The sequence below is a fragment of the Mesorhizobium sp. P2_F8 genome (genome assembly GCF_056403655.1).
Map to the genome: position 1 here is coordinate 154923 of NZ_JBFUFB010000007.1, position 16788 is coordinate 171710.

The following is a 16788-nucleotide window of genomic DNA, read 5'->3' on the forward strand; positions in this document are numbered from 1 at the left end:
CGAGGCGTTCCACCGCCGACCCAAAAACCTGATTCAGTTTACGCAAAAACGGACCTATCTTGATGAAATCTCATGTAAAAGCGGTTGTCATCGGCGGCGGCGTCGTCGGCTGCTCGGTTCTCTACCATCTGGCCAAGGCCGGCTGGACCGACATCATGCTGATCGAGCGCTCGGAGCTTACCTCCGGCTCGTCCTGGCACGCGGCGGGCGGCTTCCATACGCTGAACGGCGACCCCAACGTCGCCAAGCTGCAGGCCTATACGGTGCAGCTCTACAAGGAGATCGAGGAGATTTCCGGCCAATCCTGCTCACTGCACCTGACCGGCGGCGTGATGATGGCGGATACGCCGGAGCGCATGGACTTCCTGCGGCTCGCCCACGCCAAGGGCCGCTATCTCGGCATGGACACCGAGTTGATCACGCCGTCCGAAGCCAAGGCGATGTTTCCACTGATGGACGAGACCAATTTCGTCGGCGCCATGTGGGATCCGGTCGAGGGCCATCTTGATCCGTCCGGCACGACGATCGCTTATTCCAAGGCGGCCAAGAAGCTCGGTGCCGAGATCGTGCTGCGCAACCGCGTCGTCGAGCTGACGCAAGAGGTCGACGGCACCTGGAACGTCGTCACTGAACAGGGCACGGTTCACGCCGAGCACGTCGTCAACTGCGGCGGCCTGTGGGCACGTGAGATCGGCCGCATGGTCGGCGTCGAACTGCCGGTGCTGGCCATGGAGCACATGTACCTGCTCACCGAGCCAATGCCGGAGGTCGAGGAATTCAACAAGTCGACCGGTCGCGAGATGATCGGCGTGCTTGACTTCAAGGGCGAGATCTACACCCGCCAGGAGCGCAACGGCATTCTGCTCGGCACCTATGAAAAGGCATGCAAGCCGTGGTCGCCGGTCAACACGCCGTGGGATTTCGGCCATGAATTGCTCGCCCCCGACCTCGACCGCATTGCGCCGTCGCTGGAGATCGGCTTCAAGCATTTCCCCGGCATCGAGAAGGCCGGCATCAAGCAGATCATCAACGGCCCCTTCACCTTCGCGCTCGACGGCAACCCACTGGTCGGCCCGGTGCAGGGCCTGACCAATTTCTGGTGCGCCTGCGCCGTCATGGCCGGCTTCAGCCAGGGTGGCGGCGTCGGTCTGGCGCTGTCGAACTGGATGGTCCATGGCGATCCCGGCTTCGACGTCTGGGGCATGGACGTCGCCCGCTTCGGCGAATGGGCCGGCCTGCGCTACACCAACGCCAAGGTGCGCGAAAATTATTCGCGCCGCTTCTCCATCCGCTTCCCCAATGAGGAACTGCCGGCCGCACGCCCGGCGCAGACGACGCCGCTCTACGATACGATGCTCGCCAACAACGCCGTCATGGGCGACTCCTGGGGTCTCGAAACCCCGCTCTGGTTCGCCCCGAAGGGCAAGGAGCCGAAGGACATCGTCTCCTTCCATCGCTCCAACGATTTTGGGCCGATCGGCGAGGAGGTGCGCGCGACCCGCGAGCGCGTCGGCGTCACCGAGATCGCCAACTTCGCCAAATACGAAGTGTCGGGACCAGCGGCCGAGGATTTCCTCAACCGGCTGATGACCAACCGCATGCCGAAGACCGGCCGCATCGTGCTGACGCCGATGATCAACGAATTCGGCAAGCTGATCGGCGACTTCACCATCGCCAAGGCCGGCGAGGACCGGTTCATGATCTGGGGCTCGTCGGCGGCGCAGAAATATCACATGCGCTGGTTCGAGAAGCACCTGCCGAAGGATGGTTCCGTGCGCATCCACCGTTTCGACCAGACGCTGGTCGGTCTGTCGATCGCCGGGCCTAAGTCCCGCGACCTCTTGCAGAAGCTCGTCGATGTCGACATCTCGACAAAAGCCTTCCGCTTCATGGATTTCCGCGAGATGGCGGTCGGCGGTGCGCCCTGTTTGGTCAATCGCATCACCTACACCGGTGATCTCGGCTACGAGATTTGGATGGCGCCGGCCTACCAGCGCCTTGTCTATAAGGCGATCAAGGATGCCGGCGAGGAATTTGGCCTTGTCGATTTCGGCATGCGCGCTTTGCTGTCGATGCGCCTGGAAAAGAACTTCCCGACCTGGTTCCGCGAGTTGCGGCCGATCTACGGACCGTTCGAAGGCGCGATGGACCGCTTCATCAAGCTCGAGAAGAACGATTTCATAGGCCGCGAGGCTGCCGCCAAGGAACAGGCCCAGGGGCCAAAACTGCGCCGCGTCTCCTTCATCGTCGATGCCGCCGACGCCGATGTGATGGGCGACGAGCCGATCTGGGCCAAGGTCTCCAAGGACTACGGCACGGTGGAAAAGCCGCATGGCTACGGCGCGCCGCGCTTCGACGATGGCGGCGAGGAGATACGCGGCTCCAAGGCAGCTGAAGGCGCTTCGGCCGTGCGCGGCATCGTCGACGGCGACTGGCGCGTGGTCGGCTGGGTGACATCAGGCGGCTATGCCCACTATGTGCAGAAGTCGATGGCGCAGGGTTACGTCCCGGCGGCACTTGCCGAGGACGAAAGTGCCGGGCTGTTCGAGATCGAGATCTTGGGACACCGGCGCCCGGCCCGCATCAACGTCGAAGCGCCTTTCGACCCGAGTGGCGAGAAGATGCGGGCCTGAGGTTCGGTCATGGACACCGCGGGGCCGAAGGGCAGCTTTGGCCGTCATCGCAAGATCATGCCGTTCGAGCCGGGCTCGATCGAGGCGCTGCGCGACGCTTCCCGCCAGAAGGCGGCGTCGCTCAACCAGCATGTGCTGGGCTATGGCGCCCAGGCGGAAGCTGAATGGGCAGCGGCGGGTATTGCCGCTCCCGATCTGCCGGCGATGCGCCAATACCGGCTGGACCGCATCCGCGCCGAGTTGAAGCGTCGTGACTATGCCGGCGCCCTGCTCTACGACCCCGTCAACATCCGCTACGCCACCGATTCCACCAACATGCAGCTGTGGGTGGCGCACAACCCGACACGGCATTGTTTCGTCGCCACCGACGGGCCGGTGGTGCTGTTCGATTATTTTTCCTGCGAGCACCTGTCCGACCATTCCGGCGTCGTCGACGAGGTGCGGCCGGCTGTCTCATGGATGTATCTCTATGGCGGCGAACTGACCGAGCAAAAAGTCCGCCGCTGGGCCGCCGGCATTGCCGATCTGGTCAGGGAACATGGCGGCGGCAACAGCCGCATCGCGGTCGATCACATCAATCCGGAAGGCGTCGAGGAACTCGCCCGTCTGGGTGTGACGATCGGCAATGGCGAAGCGGTGATGGAAAATGCGCGGCTGATCAAATCATCGGACGAAATTCTCGCCATGCGCCGCGCCATCGTCGCTTGCGAGGCAGCGATGGGCGAGATGGAGCAGGCTCTGCAGCCTGGCATTTCCGAGAACGAGCTGTGGGCCGAACTGCATCGCGGCAACATCGCGCGTGGTGGCGAATGGATCGAGACGCGGCTGCTGACGTCAGGCCCGCGCACCAACCCGTGGTTCCAGGAATGCTCGTCGCGCAAGATCGAAGCCGGCGACCTGGTCGCCTTCGACACCGACTTGATCGGCCCCTACGGCTTCTGCGCCGACCTGTCGCGCACCTGGCTGTGCGGCGATGCAAAGCCGACCAACGAACAGCGCGACCTGTTCCGCATCGCCGCAGATCAAATCACCTACAATACCAAATTGATGCAGCCGGGCACCTCGTTCCGCGACCTTGTCGAACGCTCGGCGGTGCCGCCCGGAGACTGTTTTCCGACGCGCTACGGCGCGCTCTATCACGGCGTCGGCCTGGCCGACGAATACCCGACCCTGCCGCATGCCAGCGACTGGACCCCCGACACCCCGGACGGCGTGCTCGAGCCAGGCATGGTGCTGTGCGTGGAAAGCTATATCGGCCGGCTGGGCGGACGCGAAGGCGTCAAGATCGAAGAGCAGATCCTCATCACCGAAACCGGCAACGAAAAACTTTCAACCTACCCGTTGGATGCGAGGCTGCTCGGCTAGTCCGGCAAGTGCCTCGCGCATCGCCCAGACTGTCTTTTCCGGTGTCGTTGCGGCGGTGATGAACGGCAGGCCTTTGCGCCGTCCCGTCCAGCCGACGACCTTCACCGCTTGCGCCGCCGGCTCGAAACGCTGCGCCAGCGCCCAGCTTCCGCAGTCGATGGCCGCGACGTCCGCCTTGCCTTCGGCCACAGCGACGATCGAGTCGCGATGGCCGCCGCTTTCGCTGCGCGTCGAGAATATATCCAGGTCTTCGCCGGCCGCTTGCAGGTCGCGCGTCAGCGCAATGATGCCTGACATGGAATCAAGGCTGTTGAAGGTGAAGCGCTTGCCACGGATCAGATCGCGCGGGACGAGTGCGCGGCCGTCCGCAGGCGATCGAACCTCCAGCCCCTCGCCCGCCCTCATCACCAGCGCGCTCGAATAGAGCTCGCCCTGCCCGCCTTCACAGGCGTCGTAGCTCGGCTGGCCGACCACCTGAACGTGTTTGGACAGGCCGAGTTCCATTGGCCCCCAGCAGGTCTGCGCAAACAGCAGCGCCGGATGCAGCCAAAGCTTGTGAAAGTCGAGTTCGTCCGGCGGCAATGTCGCCGGGTCTGGCGCGATCAGTTTTCCCAGGGCATCATGAATGCCACCCGGCACCGGCGGCAGGTCGCCATTGCGGCGCACGATCGTTTGCGGCGCGTCGATACCCCTCCGCCGGAAGGCGTCGCGCAAGCGCGCCCATTGGGCGTCGACCTCGTCGCGCGCTTCGGGCCAGTCATACATCGGCAACGCCGCAACCAATTCGCTCATGCCGGAATCTGACCGTTGTATCTGGGATTGAAGGGGACCGACCGCAGCCAGTCTAGCAGGCATTACCCACTCGCCGCAAAACTCATTCCTTGGGCGGCTCGGCGGGAACCGGCGCGGAGCCGAGCCCATTTATGTTGCGCGCCCTGATGCGAGGTTTGAACGCCCTGCCTGGCTCCGGCGCGCGCCGCAGCACCGGATGCACGATCGGCTCCTTCGCCTTGAAGGCATAGGCTTTGATCAGCGCGAAATAGTTCGGATAGGCATAGCCATTGTTCATCCGCAACCATTCGTCGCGACGGTCGCGAAACAGCTTCGGCAGCCGGTACCACGCCACGGTCGGGCTCTTGTGGTGGACGAAATGCAGATTGTTGTTGAGGAACAGGAACGACAGTGGCGAGCGCTCGACGATCACCGTGCGGCCCTCCGGGTGTTCGGACCATTGATGCTCGGCGAAGGTGCGGATCGAGATCAGCGACTGGCCGAGCCAGACCGGCACCAGGATGTAGAGCCACAGCGGGATGCCGAAGCCGAACTGCACGATGGGCATCACGATGGCGAGGCCTGTCGCATGCAGCAGCCACGCCTTGCGGATCGCCTTGTCGCCGGCGATCATGTGCTTGGCGTCGTCGATGAAGAAGCCGACGCAGGACAGCCAGGGGCCGAGCACGAAGCGGCCAGCCATGGTGTTGTTGATCTTGAGCAGGAATTTCATCGTCGGCGGCAAGTCGTCATGCTGCCAGAGCGCCTGGTAGTAGCTCTCGGGATCGTCCAGCGGATCGGTCAGCCGCTCGTCGGCATGATGGCGCAGATGAATGGTCTTGAAGCGGCGGAACGGCCAGACGAGACCGATCGGCAGGAAGACGAAGGCCTCATTGATCCGCGCATTGCGCGTTGGATGACCGTGCAGCACTTCGTGCATGATCGACGATTGCAATGCGGCGGAGAAGGCCAGGACGGCGAGCGCAGAGATCGGGTAGGATGGCCAGAGCAGGAAGCCGGTGGCGAACCATGTTGCGTAGCAGAAGAATGCGAGAACCACGGTCGGCCATTCGATGGCCGGTACGCTACGCTGTCTGATGCTCATGCTAGTCATGCTATCGACCACTGTCCCTCAGTCGCCGGAACCCCAACTGGTTCCTGACATCATTGTGTCAGGAGAAGCGATTCCACTCAACGAGACAAAGTGTACAAAATGTTGCGATTGCGCATTTTTGACAGCACATGTTACACATTGTAAACGATATTGGGGATTCATTTACGCCTGAGGCGTCCATTCGGCAGCCTTGGCGCAAATTTTTCCTCCTGATTCGCGGAGCCAAGTGATGGACAAACGAGATCTGTCAGCAATCTTTCGGGAGCGTCTGAAGCTGCTCCTGACACGGTCCGATCTCAACCAGTCATCTTTCGCGACCGCGGTCGGCATCGATCGGTCGGCCCTGTCGCAACTGCTGTCCGGCGCCTCGACACGCCTGCCCCGGGCGGAAACCCTGCTCAATATCGCTGCCGAGTTCAAAGTGTCGCTGGACTGGCTGCTTGGCCTCAGCCAGGACGAGGGTGTCACCGGCGAGATCCGCGAGAGCCTGGAGATCGAGGAAGCGCGCGACGGCTTCGACCGCACGCTGCTGGCAAAGTGGTTCGCCGAGGCGGCCGGTACCAAGATCCGCTATGTGCCGGCCGGCATCCCCGATCTTCTGCGAACACACGCCCTCGTCGACTATGAAGCCAACATCACCAACAGGAGCCGTCTGACGCAAGCCAACGAAACCCAATACCGCATCGATTACAACCGGCGGCCGGAAACCGACATGGAAGTCTGCATGCCGCGCCATACGCTGGAGATCTTTGCCCGCGGCCTGGGCGTTTGGGACCGTTTTCCGGAGGCCGACCGCCGACAGCAACTCGCCCATATGGCAACGCTGCTTGACGATCTCTACCCGACCTTCCGCTTGTTTCTATATGACGGCCGCATGCGCTATTCCATTCCCCTCACCATCTTCGGCCCCTATCGGGCGGCTATCTATGTCGGCGACATGTATGTGGTGCTGAACGCCACCCAGCCGGTCCAGGCCTTGACCCAGCATTTCGACAATCTGATCCGTGCCGCCGACGTCAACCCGCACGAAGCCGCCGCCTTCGCGCGCAATCTGGCTGACATGTCCTTCGCATCAAGCTCTGCCTGATCGACGGCAATCGTGGGCCATTCAACCCAACGCCCGGCCGTCGACATGGCCAGTCAATCGCCGCAATATCATTGACTACACATAAAGACTTCTTTATATCCTTATCCGAATTTCGAAACATGAAAGCCAATCCGATGACGACGACCAACCCGATCGATGCCCTGCTGGCCGAAAAGGGCGTGCTGCTGGCCGATGGCGCCACTGGCACCAATTTGTTCGCCATGGGGCTGGAGGCTGGCGAAGCGCCGGAGCTGCTGAACGAGACAGCGCCCGAAACCATCAGCAGCCTGCACCAGAATTTCGTCGATGCGGGCGCCGACATCATCCTCACCAATTCCTTCGGCGGCACCCGTCACCGGCTGAAGCTGCACCATGCGCAGGACCGCGTGCACGCGCTGAACAAGCGCGCCGCCGAGATTGCCCGTGCCGTCGCCGACAAGGCCGGCCGCAAGGTGATCGTCGCCGGCTCGGTCGGCCCGACCGGTGAATTGCTGGTGCCGCTTGGCGCCATGACCTATGACGAGGCCGTCGATGCCTTTGCCGAACAGATCGAGGGTCTCAAGGCCGGTGGCGCCGAAGTCGCCTGGATCGAGACCATGTCGGCTCCCGACGAGATCCGCGCCGCTGCCGAAGCCGCCATCCGCGTCGGCCTGCCCTACACCTACACCGGGTCCTTCGACACCGCCGGCCGCACCATGATGGGCCTGCTGCCGAAGGACATCCACGGCGTCGTCGACGGCTTGTCGCAAGCGCCGCTCGGCGTCGGTGCCAATTGCGGCGTTGGCGCCTCCGACATCCTGGCATCGCTGCTCGACATGACCGAGGCGAAGCCGGAGGCGACTGTGATCGTCAAGGGCAATTGCGGCATTCCCGAATTCCGCGGCACCGAGATTCATTATTCCGGCACGCCGGAACTGATGGCCGACTATGTCAGGCTTGCCGTCGATGCCGGTGCGAAAATCGTCGGCGGCTGCTGCGGCACGTCGTTTCAGCACCTTGCCGCCATGCGCAAGGCACTCGACGCGCACACCAAGGCGGATCGTCCGACCGTTGGCGCGATTGTCGAGCGCATCGGTCCGATGCGCAACAAGGTGGCGACGGAAAACACCGTCGAAACCAGCGAAGCCCGCCGCGAGCGTCGCCGCAGCCGGGCCTGACCTTATCGTTTCCGACTATTCGCTGTTGTCGGCGTAGCTCGACTGCGCCGACTTGAAATCGGTACCGGTGCCGGCGGCCGTATCGCCGCGCATCGTCATCAGTGCGCCCGATGCAGTGGGGTCGGAGATCTGCTCCAGCATGACGCGAAAACGATCATTGTTCAGCGCAGAGATGGCGGTGTGACGCGCTTGGGCCACATCGTCGCTGATGCGTCTGGATTCCGCCGATGGCGTGGACGCTGCCGATCCTTGTGCCGGCATATCTCGGGTTATCGAGTTCGCAACAGTCCTGATCAGCAATTCCGGCTCCCTCAAGCCCAAACATTAGCCTCTGCGTAACAAGAGGAAATTGCGATCATCTACCGGAAATCCAACGCAATTTAACAATCCGCAAAAAAAGGCCGGCAAGGAATGAATCCCTCGCCGGCCTGCCTCACCCGCCCGTGGGTCGGTTTCCCGTATCAGAACGATCCCATCTGAAAGAAACCGGCCGTCATCACCACTACCGATTTCCGCCCAGCGCCGAGGCAAGGCGCACAAGCGAGAGGAACTCGGACCTGTACCCAAACGGGTCGGATCCTCGAGCGGCAGTGGCAATCTCCATGATCTTGTCGTAACCAAACTTCGCGGTTGCATCCTCGTCGCGCAGCTTCTGGCCGAAGGCCGCGACGGCTACGGAGAAGCGCTGGTCGGTGCCGGCCTCGTCGAACGATGCCACCTCGTTAGCCGAAGTCACCGGGGTGGTGATCAGCTTCGAGACGTCCTCGTTGGGGAGCTTGTAGCGGATCTTGACGAAGGCGTATTCGCCCGCATTGGCGACACCGCCATTGTCCACCGACGCCTGGCCGTAGCGCAGCGGATCGATCTGCTCGCCACCGCTGCCCTTCGGCGTGATCTCGTAGATCGCGGTGACCGAATGACCCGAACCGATATCGCCGGCATCGACGCGGTCATTGTTGAAATCCTCGCGGTTGAGCGCCCGGGTCTCGTACCCGATCAGCCGATATTCCGAGACCTTATTCGGGTTGAACTCGACCTGGATCTTCACATCCTTGGCGATGGTGAACAGCGTCGAGGAGGCATCCTCGACCAGCACCTTCTCCGCCTCGGCGAGCGTGTCGATATAGGCGGCTGTGCCGTTGCCGTTCTGGGCGATGGTCTGCATCATCTGGTCGTTCAGATTGCCGCGGCCAAAGCCGAACACCGACAGGAAGACACCGGTCTTGCGCTCGCTCTCGATCAACCGCTTCAGGTCGTCGTCATCAGTCTGGCCAACGTTGAAGTCGCCATCGGTGGCGAGCATCACCCGGTTGACGCCGTCCTTGACGAAGGATTGCTGGGCAAGTCTGTAGGCTTCCTTGATGCCCGCCTCGCCAGCCGTCGAGCCGCCGGGCTGCAGATTGTCGATGGCATTGAGGATCTTGTCCTTCTCGGCAACTTTTGTCGGCATCAGCACGGTGCCGGCCTCACCGGCATAGGTCACGATCGAGATCGTGTCGTCTGCCTTCAATTTGCCGACCAGAAGCCGGAAAGCCGACTTGAGCAGCGGCAGCTTGTCCGGTTCGTCCATCGAGCCCGACACGTCGATCAGGAAGACAAGGTTGGCTTTCGGCTGCTCGGTCGGCTTGACGTCAAAACCCTTGATGGCGACATGCATCAGCTTGGTGTGCGTGTTCCACGGTGTCGGCATGACGCTGACCGTCGAGTTGAACGGCGTCGTGGCGGAGTCCGGGCCCTTCCAGTCATAAGGGAAGTAGTTGATCATCTCCTCGACGCGGACCGTATCGGCCTGCGGCACGAACCCTTCCTTCAGCGAACGCCGCACGAAGGAATAGGAAGCCGTGTCGACATCGATCGAAAAGGTCGAGACCGGATCCTCCAGCGCGGCATGCACCGGATTGGTCTTGAAATCCTCGATGCGGTCGCGGTTTTGCTCTTGCGGCTGAACCTGGTCGGCCGGAGCCATGGCTGGCTGCTGCGCCATCAGCTTGGACTCGGCCGGCGCGAGACTCCGCGACTTGCTGGGGGCGCTTACAGTGCCATCCAGCGCAAATTCACCTGTCGGGGCCGGTGCCGGGGGTGCACTATTCATTGCCACACTTCCGGCGCCAGTAGCATCCTGTCGGGGAGCGCCCGTCGCCGCCTCCTTCTGTGCGCCGCCGATAGCGAGGGTCGATTCGGATTTCGGCGGCGAGGCCGGCGCGACAAGCGCATCGGTGGCGTCGCGGCTTTCCACATCCGCGTCGGCCTTCTTGTCTTTCTCCAGTTCGGTGCGGGCCGGCTTGAGCTCGTTGGTCGTCTGCTTCACCGTCACAGGCTTGTCGGCCAGCGTTTCGGTGATCTTCTCGTCGCCGCCGAATTTCGGCGGCTGTTCCCTCAGCATGTGGAAGGTGGCGTATCCGGCGATCGGCAGGGCGACGAGCCCGGCAAGAGCCGGCGCGGCAATGAGTTTCTTTTGCATGATCTCGCTCCAGAGCTTTTGTGCTCGCTCTGTGAGACGAAGCCCGCCTACCGATCCTTGGGTCACGGTCGAAATATTTTCCTGGTCATAGGCGCGCATGGCGGCTTCGAAGGCACGAGCCTTCGCGCTCTCGCCCGGCGCCGGCGCCGCGATGTCGCGCAGTCTGTTGAGTTCGTTGTCGTCGACCATGGTCACACTTCCCCGGCCGAGCGCATCAGCGTCTTCAGCCGTTTCTTCGCTTCATGGATGTGCCAGGAAACCGTCGCCTCCGAGATCGCCATCGCCTCGGCGGCAGCCGCATGGCTCAAGCCCTCGCCATAGACCAGCAGCACGGCGTCGCGCTGCTTGTCCGGCAACTGCCTTACCGCCGCCCACAAGGCCTCGGCCGGGTCTTCCGGTTCGGCCGAAGCCTCGCCCGAGATCAGCGCGTGAACGCCGTAGGCCTCCGTCTTTGCCATATCGCGAGCGGACTTGCGCATCATGTCACGCGCGGCGTTCAGGGTCACGGAGTAGAGCCATGTCGTGAAGGCGCCGCCGCCGCGATAGTCGCGGATAGCCCGGCCGAGCCGGACGCAGACTTCCTGGGCGATGTCTTCGGCATCTGCCTTCTTGCCGCACCAGCGATAGGCGGCGCGATAGACGAAGTCATAGTGCCTTTCCAGCAATTTGCTGAAGGCCCCCCTGTCTCCGCCCTTCGCCCGCCCGATCAGTTCGGCGTCGGAGGCTTCGCTCTCATCCAGCATCATCGCCATCATTTGCCTGTTGGACGAAGGCTAATGGCGATTCCTTGGGGCAATGGAAAGATTTTTTTGGAAGCGGGCAGATCGTGGCCATCGCGGCCATGCTTGACAGATACATATCTCTGCAGTTATACGTCGATCAATAGCCGCCGAGTTATCGATTCCCATGACGAATGCTCACGATGTCCTTTTCAGAACGCTCTCCGATCCGACGCGTCGGGCAATCTTCGAGCGCCTGTGCCGGGAAGGCGAGCAGACGGTCGGCGCTCTGACGGCTCAGTCCGGGGTCTCGCAACCAGCCGTATCAAAGCATCTCGGCGTGCTGAGGCATGCCGGGCTAGTGCGCGACCGCCATGAGGGACGGCAGACCCATTACAGCGCCCAACTCGGCGCACTTGCACCGCTGACAGACTGGACGAACCAGATGAACGCATTCTGGCAGAGTCGGTTCGACGACCTCGAAAATCTGCTCAATAGAATGGACCAATGACCAACATTGCGACCGAAACGCGCTCCGTCGTTGTCGAACGAGAGATACCTCATCCCCCGGAAAAGATCTGGCGCGCGCTCACCCAACCGCATTTGATCGAGGAGTGGCTGATGAAGAATGATTTCAAGCCAGTCGCGGGTCATCGTTTCAATCTGCGAAAGGACCCGCAGCCTGACGTGAGCATCGTCGTTGACTGTCAGGTAACCGCAATCGAGCCGAACAAGACGCTGTCCTACACCTGGCAGGCCTATGGCCTCGAGAGTGTCGTCACATGGACTCTCATGCCGACCAGCACGGGCACTAGATTGCGCATGGAGCAGTCCGGCTTCCGGCCGGATCAGGAGCAGGCATACCGGGGTGCGACGAGTGGGTGGCGGCAGTACTTTGCGAACCTGGCTGAGGTCCTGGCGCGAATGGATTGAAACCCGCCGAGCGGATCACTGGGTCCGCTTCGGTTCGTTTTTAACGGGAGGTCTCATTGGATTGGAACAAGTGGATTCGGCAAATTCATCGCTGGCTGTCGATCATCTTTACGCTGACCGTCATCGCCAACTTCGTTGCCATGACATTGGGGCAGCCGCCTGCCTGGATCGTCTACTCGCCGCTCTTGCCGCTCTTCTTGCTGCTGTTCAGTGGCTTGTACATGTTCGTGCTGCCGTATGCCGCCAAGGGAAGCGGCAGGGAACGCGCAGGCGCATAGGAATGGGCAGAATGGCCAAGACGGAGGGGCAATCGACCAAGGTCGCGGCCAAGGCCGCACCGGTTCTGCTGTCGGGCGGCAACCCGCAAATCGCGAAGGGGGACGGCGACGCGCCGGTGCAGGCCTATATCGCTGCAATGCCGGGCTGGAAACGCGGCCTCGGCGAGCGCCTCGATGCACTCATCGTGCGCAATGTGCCTGATGTCCGCAAAGCCGTGAGATGGAATTCGCCGTTCTACGGCATCGAGGGCCAAGGCTGGTTCGTGACGTTCCGTGTCCTGACCCACTATGTGAAGGTGACCTTCTTCAGCGGCATGTCGTTGCGACCGGTCCCGCCCGGCGGCACAACGAAAAGCAAGGACGCGCGTTGGATCGACATCCACGAAGGCGACGAGCTCGACGAGGCGCAGATCGCGGACTGGATGAAGCAGGCCGCCGCCCTGCCCGGCTGGATCCCCTAGCCGCGGCAGCGGACTGATCGAAGCCTGCCAGCACAATTCAAACCACGCCATTTCGACAGGGCGGACAGAGGAGAAATAGCGATGAAGATCAAGCTGACCAGCGTCTATGTGGACGACCAGGAAAACGCCCTGCGCTTCTATACTGAAGTGCTCGGCCTCACCAAGAAGGCCGACTTCAGCAATGGACCCTATCGCTGGCTGACCGTGGCTTCGACCGAAGAGCCCGATGGAACCGAGCTGCAACTCGCGCTCAACGACAACCCGGCCGCCAAGGCCTATCAGCAAGCCATCTTCAAGCAAGGCCAGCCAGCCGTCATGTTCTTCACCGATGACGTCAAGGGTGACTACGAACGCATCATGGCGAGCGGCGGCGAGTTCACCATGCCGCCGACCGAGGTGACCGGCTCGACCATCGCCCAGTTGAACGACACCTGCGGCAACCTCGTTCAGATCACCCAGTTGGCGCGCTGGTAAAGCGCGGCAATAAAACGCGTCGTGGCGGAGAAAGGCACCCGATGACTCCATCCCAACAGATCGACCTGCTGATCGCGGGCCTCGCGGACTGGCGTGGCAAGACGCTCGCCAGCGTCCGCAGGACCATTCTTGAAGTCGATGGCGAGATCATCGAGGAGTGGAAGTGGATGGGAAGCCCAGTGTGGTCCCGCGACGGAATGATCGCCGTCGGCAACGCCCACAAGGACAAAGTGAAACTGACCTTTTCCCACGGCGCCGGCCTCCCGGATCCCGGCAAGCTCTTCAACGCGGGTTTGGACGGCAAGGTGTGGCGTGCGATCGATCTTTTCGAGGGCGATGAGCTCGATGAGCGCGCACTGAAAGACCTCGTCCGGGCCGCCATCGATTACAACCAGGCTAAAAAGCAGAAGAAAGCGCTGGCGAAGGCACGGAAGTAGCATCGTCGCCATTTTTGGTGCTTTAGGCCGCCTGCCCCGCAACCCAGCCGGACGACCACGCCCACTGGAAATTATAACCGCCCAGCCAGCCTGTGACATCGACGACTTCGCCGATGAAGAACAGGCCTGGGACAGATTTCGCCTGCATCGTCTTCTGGTCGAGTCCGTTGGTGTCCACCCCACCCAGCGTCACTTCGGCGGTACGGTAGCCCTCCGAACCGGCCGGCTTGATGCGCCAGTCATTGACCGCCGCGGCGATCGTTTTGATCTCAGCATCCGAAAGATCGGCGAGGTTGCTGTCGATCCCGGTGCGCTCGGCGATCGACTGCGCAAGCCTCTTCGGCAGATGATTTGCCAGCACGGTCTGCACGGCTTGCCGTCCGTTGCCGCGCTTGGCAGTGCGAATGAGGTCCGCCACGTCGGCCCCCGGCAGCATGGCGATGCGGATTTCGTCTCCCTCGCGCCAATAGGACGATATCTGCAGGATGGACGGTCCGCTGACGCCGCGATGCGTGAACAGCATCGCTTCGGAAAACCGTGTCTTGCCACAGGCGACTTCCGCTTCGACGGCATTGCCGGCCAGGGGCGCCAGCCGCTCGAGCGTTTTTGCGTCGAAGGTCAGCGGCACCAGCGCCGGCCGCGTTTCGACAATGGCAAGGCCAAACCGTTCGGCAAGCTCGTAGCCGAAGCCGGTCGCCCCCATCTTGGGAATCGACTTGCCGCCACACGCCACGACCAGGGACTGGCATGCGACCGTACCGGTGGAGAGGGTAAGCACAAATCCTTCCACGGTTCTGCGGACATCACCGACGTTGGCCGACAGTGCCAGTTCCACGCCCCTGCTCCGCATTTCCGCGACCATCATGTCGATGATCTGGCGTGCGGAGCCGTCGCAGAACAACTGCCCCAGCGTCTTTTCGTGATAGGCAATGCGGTGGCGCTCGAYGAGCGCGATGAAATCGCGCTGCGTGTAGCGGCTGAGCGCCGAGATGCAGAAATGCGGATTGCCCGAGAGAAAGTTCTTCGGGCTGGCATGGATGTTGGTGAAATTGCACCGGCCTCCGCCGGAGATGCGGATCTTTTCGCCGGGCATCGCCGCGTGATCGAGGATCAGCACCGAACGGTCGCGCTTGGCCGTCTCCACGGCGCACATCATTCCGGCGGCGCCCGCGCCGATGATCACGACATCATAGGATTGCATCAGGCCAAATCGTTCCCGCTGACGGCGCCGTTCAGCAGGCGGCGCCAATCGTGCAAGTCTCTACCCGTTCGGTGCGACCGCAGGCAACGTCCCGGTCCGTTTTAGATCAGCGTTTCGGCAAAAAGCGTCGTCAACCGCTTCCAATGGCGCTCGGCGCCGATCGCATCGAAGACGCTATGATCCGGCACGCACCAGCCATGCGCCATGCCGACATAGTTCTCGATCACATGGTCGACTTCCGCAACTCGCAGCGCCTCGGCAAGTCGTGCCGACTGCTCAGGCGGGAAACTTCTGTCGACACCGGACGTGCCGACATAGACACGCGCCTTGATCGAGGCAGCCTTGCGATGCGGGCTGTCGGCGGCATCGCTGGCCAGATTGCCGCCATGGAAACTGGCCGCCGCCCTTATCTGCTCGGGATAGGTTGCAGCGGCGTTCAATGCCCGTGCGCCGCCCATGCAATAGCCCACCGTCCCGATCGGTCCGGTAACACCCTCGGCAGCCAGCGCATCGACGAATGCACCACTGTCGCTGATGGTCATCTCTTGCGTGGTGCCGGTGACCAGCGCCATCAGCACTGTCTTGGTCTTTTCCTCGGCAAAGGCGGTCTTGGCGTCGAACGGCCCGTAGGGCGCATTGCGGTAGAACAGGTCCGGCACCAACACCGCATAGCCTTCGCCCGCCAACCGTTCCGCCATCCCATCGAGCGCAGCGCGCGGCCCGAACGCATCCATATACAGGATGATGCCGGCCTTGGCCGGGGACGTGTTTGCAGCGCGGAAAAGTCCTGCCCTGGCAACGCCATCCCTGGTCTTGATCTGAAGGTCTTGTTTCGTCATCGCCTGCTCCGTTCATTAGATGCGCGATACATATCCGCGTGAGCCGCCAGAACAAGGCGTTCCCTGAACCCGGCAGTCAACATTTCGTGCAGGATGGCGTGGCGACTACAGACCGGCGAATGCCGCCATATGAAAAGCCTGGATCTCCGATGGATAGCGATAGGCCGTGCCGTACGGACAGGCGTTACGGTCGAGGCAGCCGCCGCTTCGGCACGGTCCGCCATTTGCTCCCCGCACATGCGCCAGACAGGATTGGTAGGCGAAACCTTGTTCGGAATAAGCGTCGACCGGACAGGATTTCAGGCAAGGTTTTTCCACACATGCATCGCAAAGGTGGAGCGGCGTCTCAACGGCTTGGAGAGGAAGTTCTTGCTCGAACAGCAGCGCACCACGATAGGCGTGCCACAGCCCATATTGCGGATGCATGAGGATGCCGAGCGGTGACGGCTTCAGCCCCTCCGCCCGCATCGCCCATTGCTGAAAGGGCAGATAGGGCTTGTCGGACGGTGAAATGGCCCTCGCCCCGAATACCTCTGCCACCGCCCCGATCACTTCACGCGACCAGGTGTCGAGCGGATTGGCGATGGTCCGCGATTGCTTTTCCCGCCAGCGCAGGAAATGCGGCCAGGACGCAGCACCCGCCTGCCCCACCAGCAGGACGGACTTGGCGGAAGCGCCCGACTGGCCCGGTGGCGGTACATCGCCCGGCACAAAATTGAAGCCGCCACGCAGAACAAGGCCGTTGGCGAGAAGTGCCGAAGCGATACGGTCAACGCTGCCGGCAGGCGCAATCATTCCTTCTTGACCGGATCGGAGAATGCGCTCCGCCAGACTTCCTTGTGAATGATGTTGGCGACT

18 protein-coding genes are annotated in these 16788 nt (G+C 62.2%); 10 read left to right on the forward strand and 8 right to left on the reverse strand.

Features of this window, described 5'->3' with window-relative positions; translation table 11 throughout:
- Nucleotides 1-62: 62 nt before the first annotated feature.
- Together AC1DZP_RS18730 and AC1DZP_RS18735 are read left to right on the forward strand one after the other, a co-directional pair.
- Nucleotides 63-2633, forward strand: a complete 2571-nt coding sequence (locus tag AC1DZP_RS18730; protein ID WP_477304431.1) for a GcvT family protein — start codon at nucleotides 63-65, stop codon at nucleotides 2631-2633.
- A 9-nt stretch (nucleotides 2634-2642) separates the two neighbouring features.
- Complete coding sequence (locus AC1DZP_RS18735; RefSeq protein WP_477304433.1) at nucleotides 2643-3998, forward strand: M24 family metallopeptidase; 1356 nt, start codon at nucleotides 2643-2645, stop codon at nucleotides 3996-3998.
- Here AC1DZP_RS18735 and AC1DZP_RS18740 read toward each other — a convergent pair.
- Together AC1DZP_RS18740 and AC1DZP_RS18745 are read right to left on the reverse strand one after the other, a co-directional pair.
- A complete protein-coding gene (locus AC1DZP_RS18740) occupies nucleotides 3963-4790 on the reverse strand; it encodes a phosphate/phosphite/phosphonate ABC transporter substrate-binding protein (protein ID WP_477304435.1) in 828 nt (275 codons plus the stop codon). The two genes, AC1DZP_RS18735 and AC1DZP_RS18740, sit on opposite strands and share 36 nt — an antisense overlap.
- Before the next feature lie 82 nt (nucleotides 4791-4872).
- Nucleotides 4873-5883: a fatty acid desaturase gene (locus AC1DZP_RS18745; protein ID WP_477304437.1), complete on the reverse strand. Its 1011-nt coding sequence runs from the start codon at nucleotides 5881-5883 to the stop codon at nucleotides 4873-4875.
- Between the two features lie 229 nt (nucleotides 5884-6112).
- Between AC1DZP_RS18745 and AC1DZP_RS18750 the strand changes: the two genes are divergently transcribed.
- Nucleotides 6113-6970 carry a helix-turn-helix domain-containing protein gene (locus tag AC1DZP_RS18750; RefSeq protein ID WP_095087394.1) on the forward strand — a complete coding sequence of 286 codons (858 nt, stop codon included), beginning with the start codon at nucleotides 6113-6115 and terminating at the stop codon, nucleotides 6968-6970.
- A gap of 134 nt (nucleotides 6971-7104) precedes the next feature.
- Complete coding sequence (gene bmt / locus AC1DZP_RS18755) at nucleotides 7105-8127, forward strand: betaine--homocysteine S-methyltransferase (protein WP_477304826.1); 1023 nt, start codon at nucleotides 7105-7107, stop codon at nucleotides 8125-8127.
- Between the two features lie 15 nt (nucleotides 8128-8142).
- Here bmt and AC1DZP_RS18760 read toward each other — a convergent pair whose 3' ends face one another.
- The 3 genes from AC1DZP_RS18760 to AC1DZP_RS18770 form a co-directional block, all read right to left on the reverse strand.
- Complete coding sequence (locus AC1DZP_RS18760) at nucleotides 8143-8427, reverse strand: hypothetical protein (protein ID WP_477304439.1); 285 nt, start codon at nucleotides 8425-8427, stop codon at nucleotides 8143-8145.
- A 202-nt stretch (nucleotides 8428-8629) separates the two neighbouring features.
- Nucleotides 8630-10777, reverse strand: coding sequence for a vWA domain-containing protein (locus tag AC1DZP_RS18765; protein WP_477304441.1), 2148 nt, complete (start codon nucleotides 10775-10777; stop codon nucleotides 8630-8632).
- Between the two features lie 2 nt (nucleotides 10778-10779).
- Nucleotides 10780-11340, reverse strand: coding sequence for an RNA polymerase sigma factor (locus AC1DZP_RS18770; RefSeq protein ID WP_095087997.1), 561 nt, complete (start codon nucleotides 11338-11340; stop codon nucleotides 10780-10782).
- 154 nt (nucleotides 11341-11494) lie between these two features.
- Between AC1DZP_RS18770 and AC1DZP_RS18775 the strand changes: the two genes are divergently transcribed.
- From AC1DZP_RS18775 to AC1DZP_RS18800, 6 genes are all read left to right on the forward strand, one after another.
- Nucleotides 11495-11818 (forward strand): ArsR/SmtB family transcription factor, encoded by a 324-nt coding sequence (locus AC1DZP_RS18775; RefSeq protein ID WP_457154973.1) that lies wholly within the window; start codon nucleotides 11495-11497, stop codon nucleotides 11816-11818.
- Nucleotides 11815-12240, forward strand: coding sequence for an SRPBCC family protein (locus AC1DZP_RS18780; RefSeq protein WP_477287951.1), 426 nt, complete (start codon nucleotides 11815-11817; stop codon nucleotides 12238-12240). The genes AC1DZP_RS18775 and AC1DZP_RS18780 overlap by 4 nt, the downstream gene beginning before the upstream one ends.
- 56 nt (nucleotides 12241-12296) lie before the next feature.
- The gene (locus tag AC1DZP_RS18785; protein WP_477304443.1) at nucleotides 12297-12518 is read left to right on the forward strand and encodes a hypothetical protein; all 222 of its coding nucleotides are present in this window, start codon (nucleotides 12297-12299) and stop codon (nucleotides 12516-12518) included.
- Nucleotides 12519-12529: 11 nt separating this feature from the next.
- On the forward strand, nucleotides 12530-12979 hold the full coding sequence (locus tag AC1DZP_RS18790) for a DUF1801 domain-containing protein (RefSeq protein WP_477304445.1): 450 nt from the start codon (nucleotides 12530-12532) through the stop codon (nucleotides 12977-12979).
- Nucleotides 12980-13060: 81 nt separating this feature from the next.
- Nucleotides 13061-13453: a VOC family protein gene (locus tag AC1DZP_RS18795; RefSeq protein ID WP_477304447.1), complete on the forward strand. Its 393-nt coding sequence runs from the start codon at nucleotides 13061-13063 to the stop codon at nucleotides 13451-13453.
- Between the two features lie 41 nt (nucleotides 13454-13494).
- A complete protein-coding gene (locus AC1DZP_RS18800; RefSeq protein WP_477304449.1) occupies nucleotides 13495-13890 on the forward strand; it encodes a DUF1801 domain-containing protein in 396 nt (131 codons plus the stop codon).
- A gap of 22 nt (nucleotides 13891-13912) precedes the next feature.
- On the opposite strand, the gene AC1DZP_RS18805 is transcribed toward AC1DZP_RS18800, so the two are convergent.
- The 3 genes from AC1DZP_RS18805 to AC1DZP_RS18815 all read right to left on the reverse strand — a co-directional run bounded on the left by AC1DZP_RS18805 (nucleotide 13913) and on the right by AC1DZP_RS18815 (nucleotide 16725).
- Nucleotides 13913-15091 (reverse strand): BaiN/RdsA family NAD(P)/FAD-dependent oxidoreductase, encoded by a 1179-nt coding sequence (locus tag AC1DZP_RS18805; RefSeq protein ID WP_477304451.1) that lies wholly within the window; start codon nucleotides 15089-15091, stop codon nucleotides 13913-13915.
- A 101-nt stretch (nucleotides 15092-15192) separates the two neighbouring features.
- Entirely contained in the window at nucleotides 15193-15930 is a 738-nt protein-coding gene (locus tag AC1DZP_RS18810) for a dienelactone hydrolase family protein (RefSeq protein WP_457154459.1), read from the reverse strand.
- Nucleotides 15931-16035: 105 nt separating this feature from the next.
- Nucleotides 16036-16725 carry a hypothetical protein gene (locus AC1DZP_RS18815; protein WP_477304453.1) on the reverse strand — a complete coding sequence of 230 codons (690 nt, stop codon included), beginning with the start codon at nucleotides 16723-16725 and terminating at the stop codon, nucleotides 16036-16038.
- Nucleotides 16726-16788 lie beyond the last annotated feature (63 nt).

Coding starts and splice junctions, on each gene's coding strand:
- AC1DZP_RS18730 (WP_477304431.1), top strand. CDS start 63: ATGAAATCTCATGTAAAAGCGGTTGTCATCGGCGGCGGCGTCGTCGGC.
- AC1DZP_RS18735 (WP_477304433.1), top strand. CDS start 2,643: ATGGACACCGCGGGGCCGAAGGGCAGCTTTGGCCGTCATCGCAAGATC.
- AC1DZP_RS18740 (WP_477304435.1), bottom strand. CDS start 4,790: ATGAGCGAATTGGTTGCGGCGTTGCCGATGTATGACTGGCCCGAAGCG.
- AC1DZP_RS18745 (WP_477304437.1), bottom strand. CDS start 5,883: ATGACTAGCATGAGCATCAGACAGCGTAGCGTACCGGCCATCGAATGG.
- AC1DZP_RS18750 (WP_095087394.1), top strand. CDS start 6,113: ATGGACAAACGAGATCTGTCAGCAATCTTTCGGGAGCGTCTGAAGCTG.
- bmt (WP_477304826.1), top strand. CDS start 7,105: ATGACGACGACCAACCCGATCGATGCCCTGCTGGCCGAAAAGGGCGTG.
- AC1DZP_RS18765 (WP_477304441.1), bottom strand. CDS start 10,777: ATGGTCGACGACAACGAACTCAACAGACTGCGCGACATCGCGGCGCCG.
- AC1DZP_RS18770 (WP_095087997.1), bottom strand. CDS start 11,340: ATGGCGATGATGCTGGATGAGAGCGAAGCCTCCGACGCCGAACTGATC.
- AC1DZP_RS18775 (WP_457154973.1), top strand. CDS start 11,495: ATGACGAATGCTCACGATGTCCTTTTCAGAACGCTCTCCGATCCGACG.
- AC1DZP_RS18780 (WP_477287951.1), top strand. CDS start 11,815: ATGACCAACATTGCGACCGAAACGCGCTCCGTCGTTGTCGAACGAGAG.
- AC1DZP_RS18790 (WP_477304445.1), top strand. CDS start 12,530: ATGGCCAAGACGGAGGGGCAATCGACCAAGGTCGCGGCCAAGGCCGCA.
- AC1DZP_RS18795 (WP_477304447.1), top strand. CDS start 13,061: ATGAAGATCAAGCTGACCAGCGTCTATGTGGACGACCAGGAAAACGCC.
- AC1DZP_RS18800 (WP_477304449.1), top strand. CDS start 13,495: ATGACTCCATCCCAACAGATCGACCTGCTGATCGCGGGCCTCGCGGAC.
- AC1DZP_RS18810 (WP_457154459.1), bottom strand. CDS start 15,930: ATGACGAAACAAGACCTTCAGATCAAGACCAGGGATGGCGTTGCCAGG.
- AC1DZP_RS18815 (WP_477304453.1), bottom strand. CDS start 16,725: ATGATTGCGCCTGCCGGCAGCGTTGACCGTATCGCTTCGGCACTTCTC.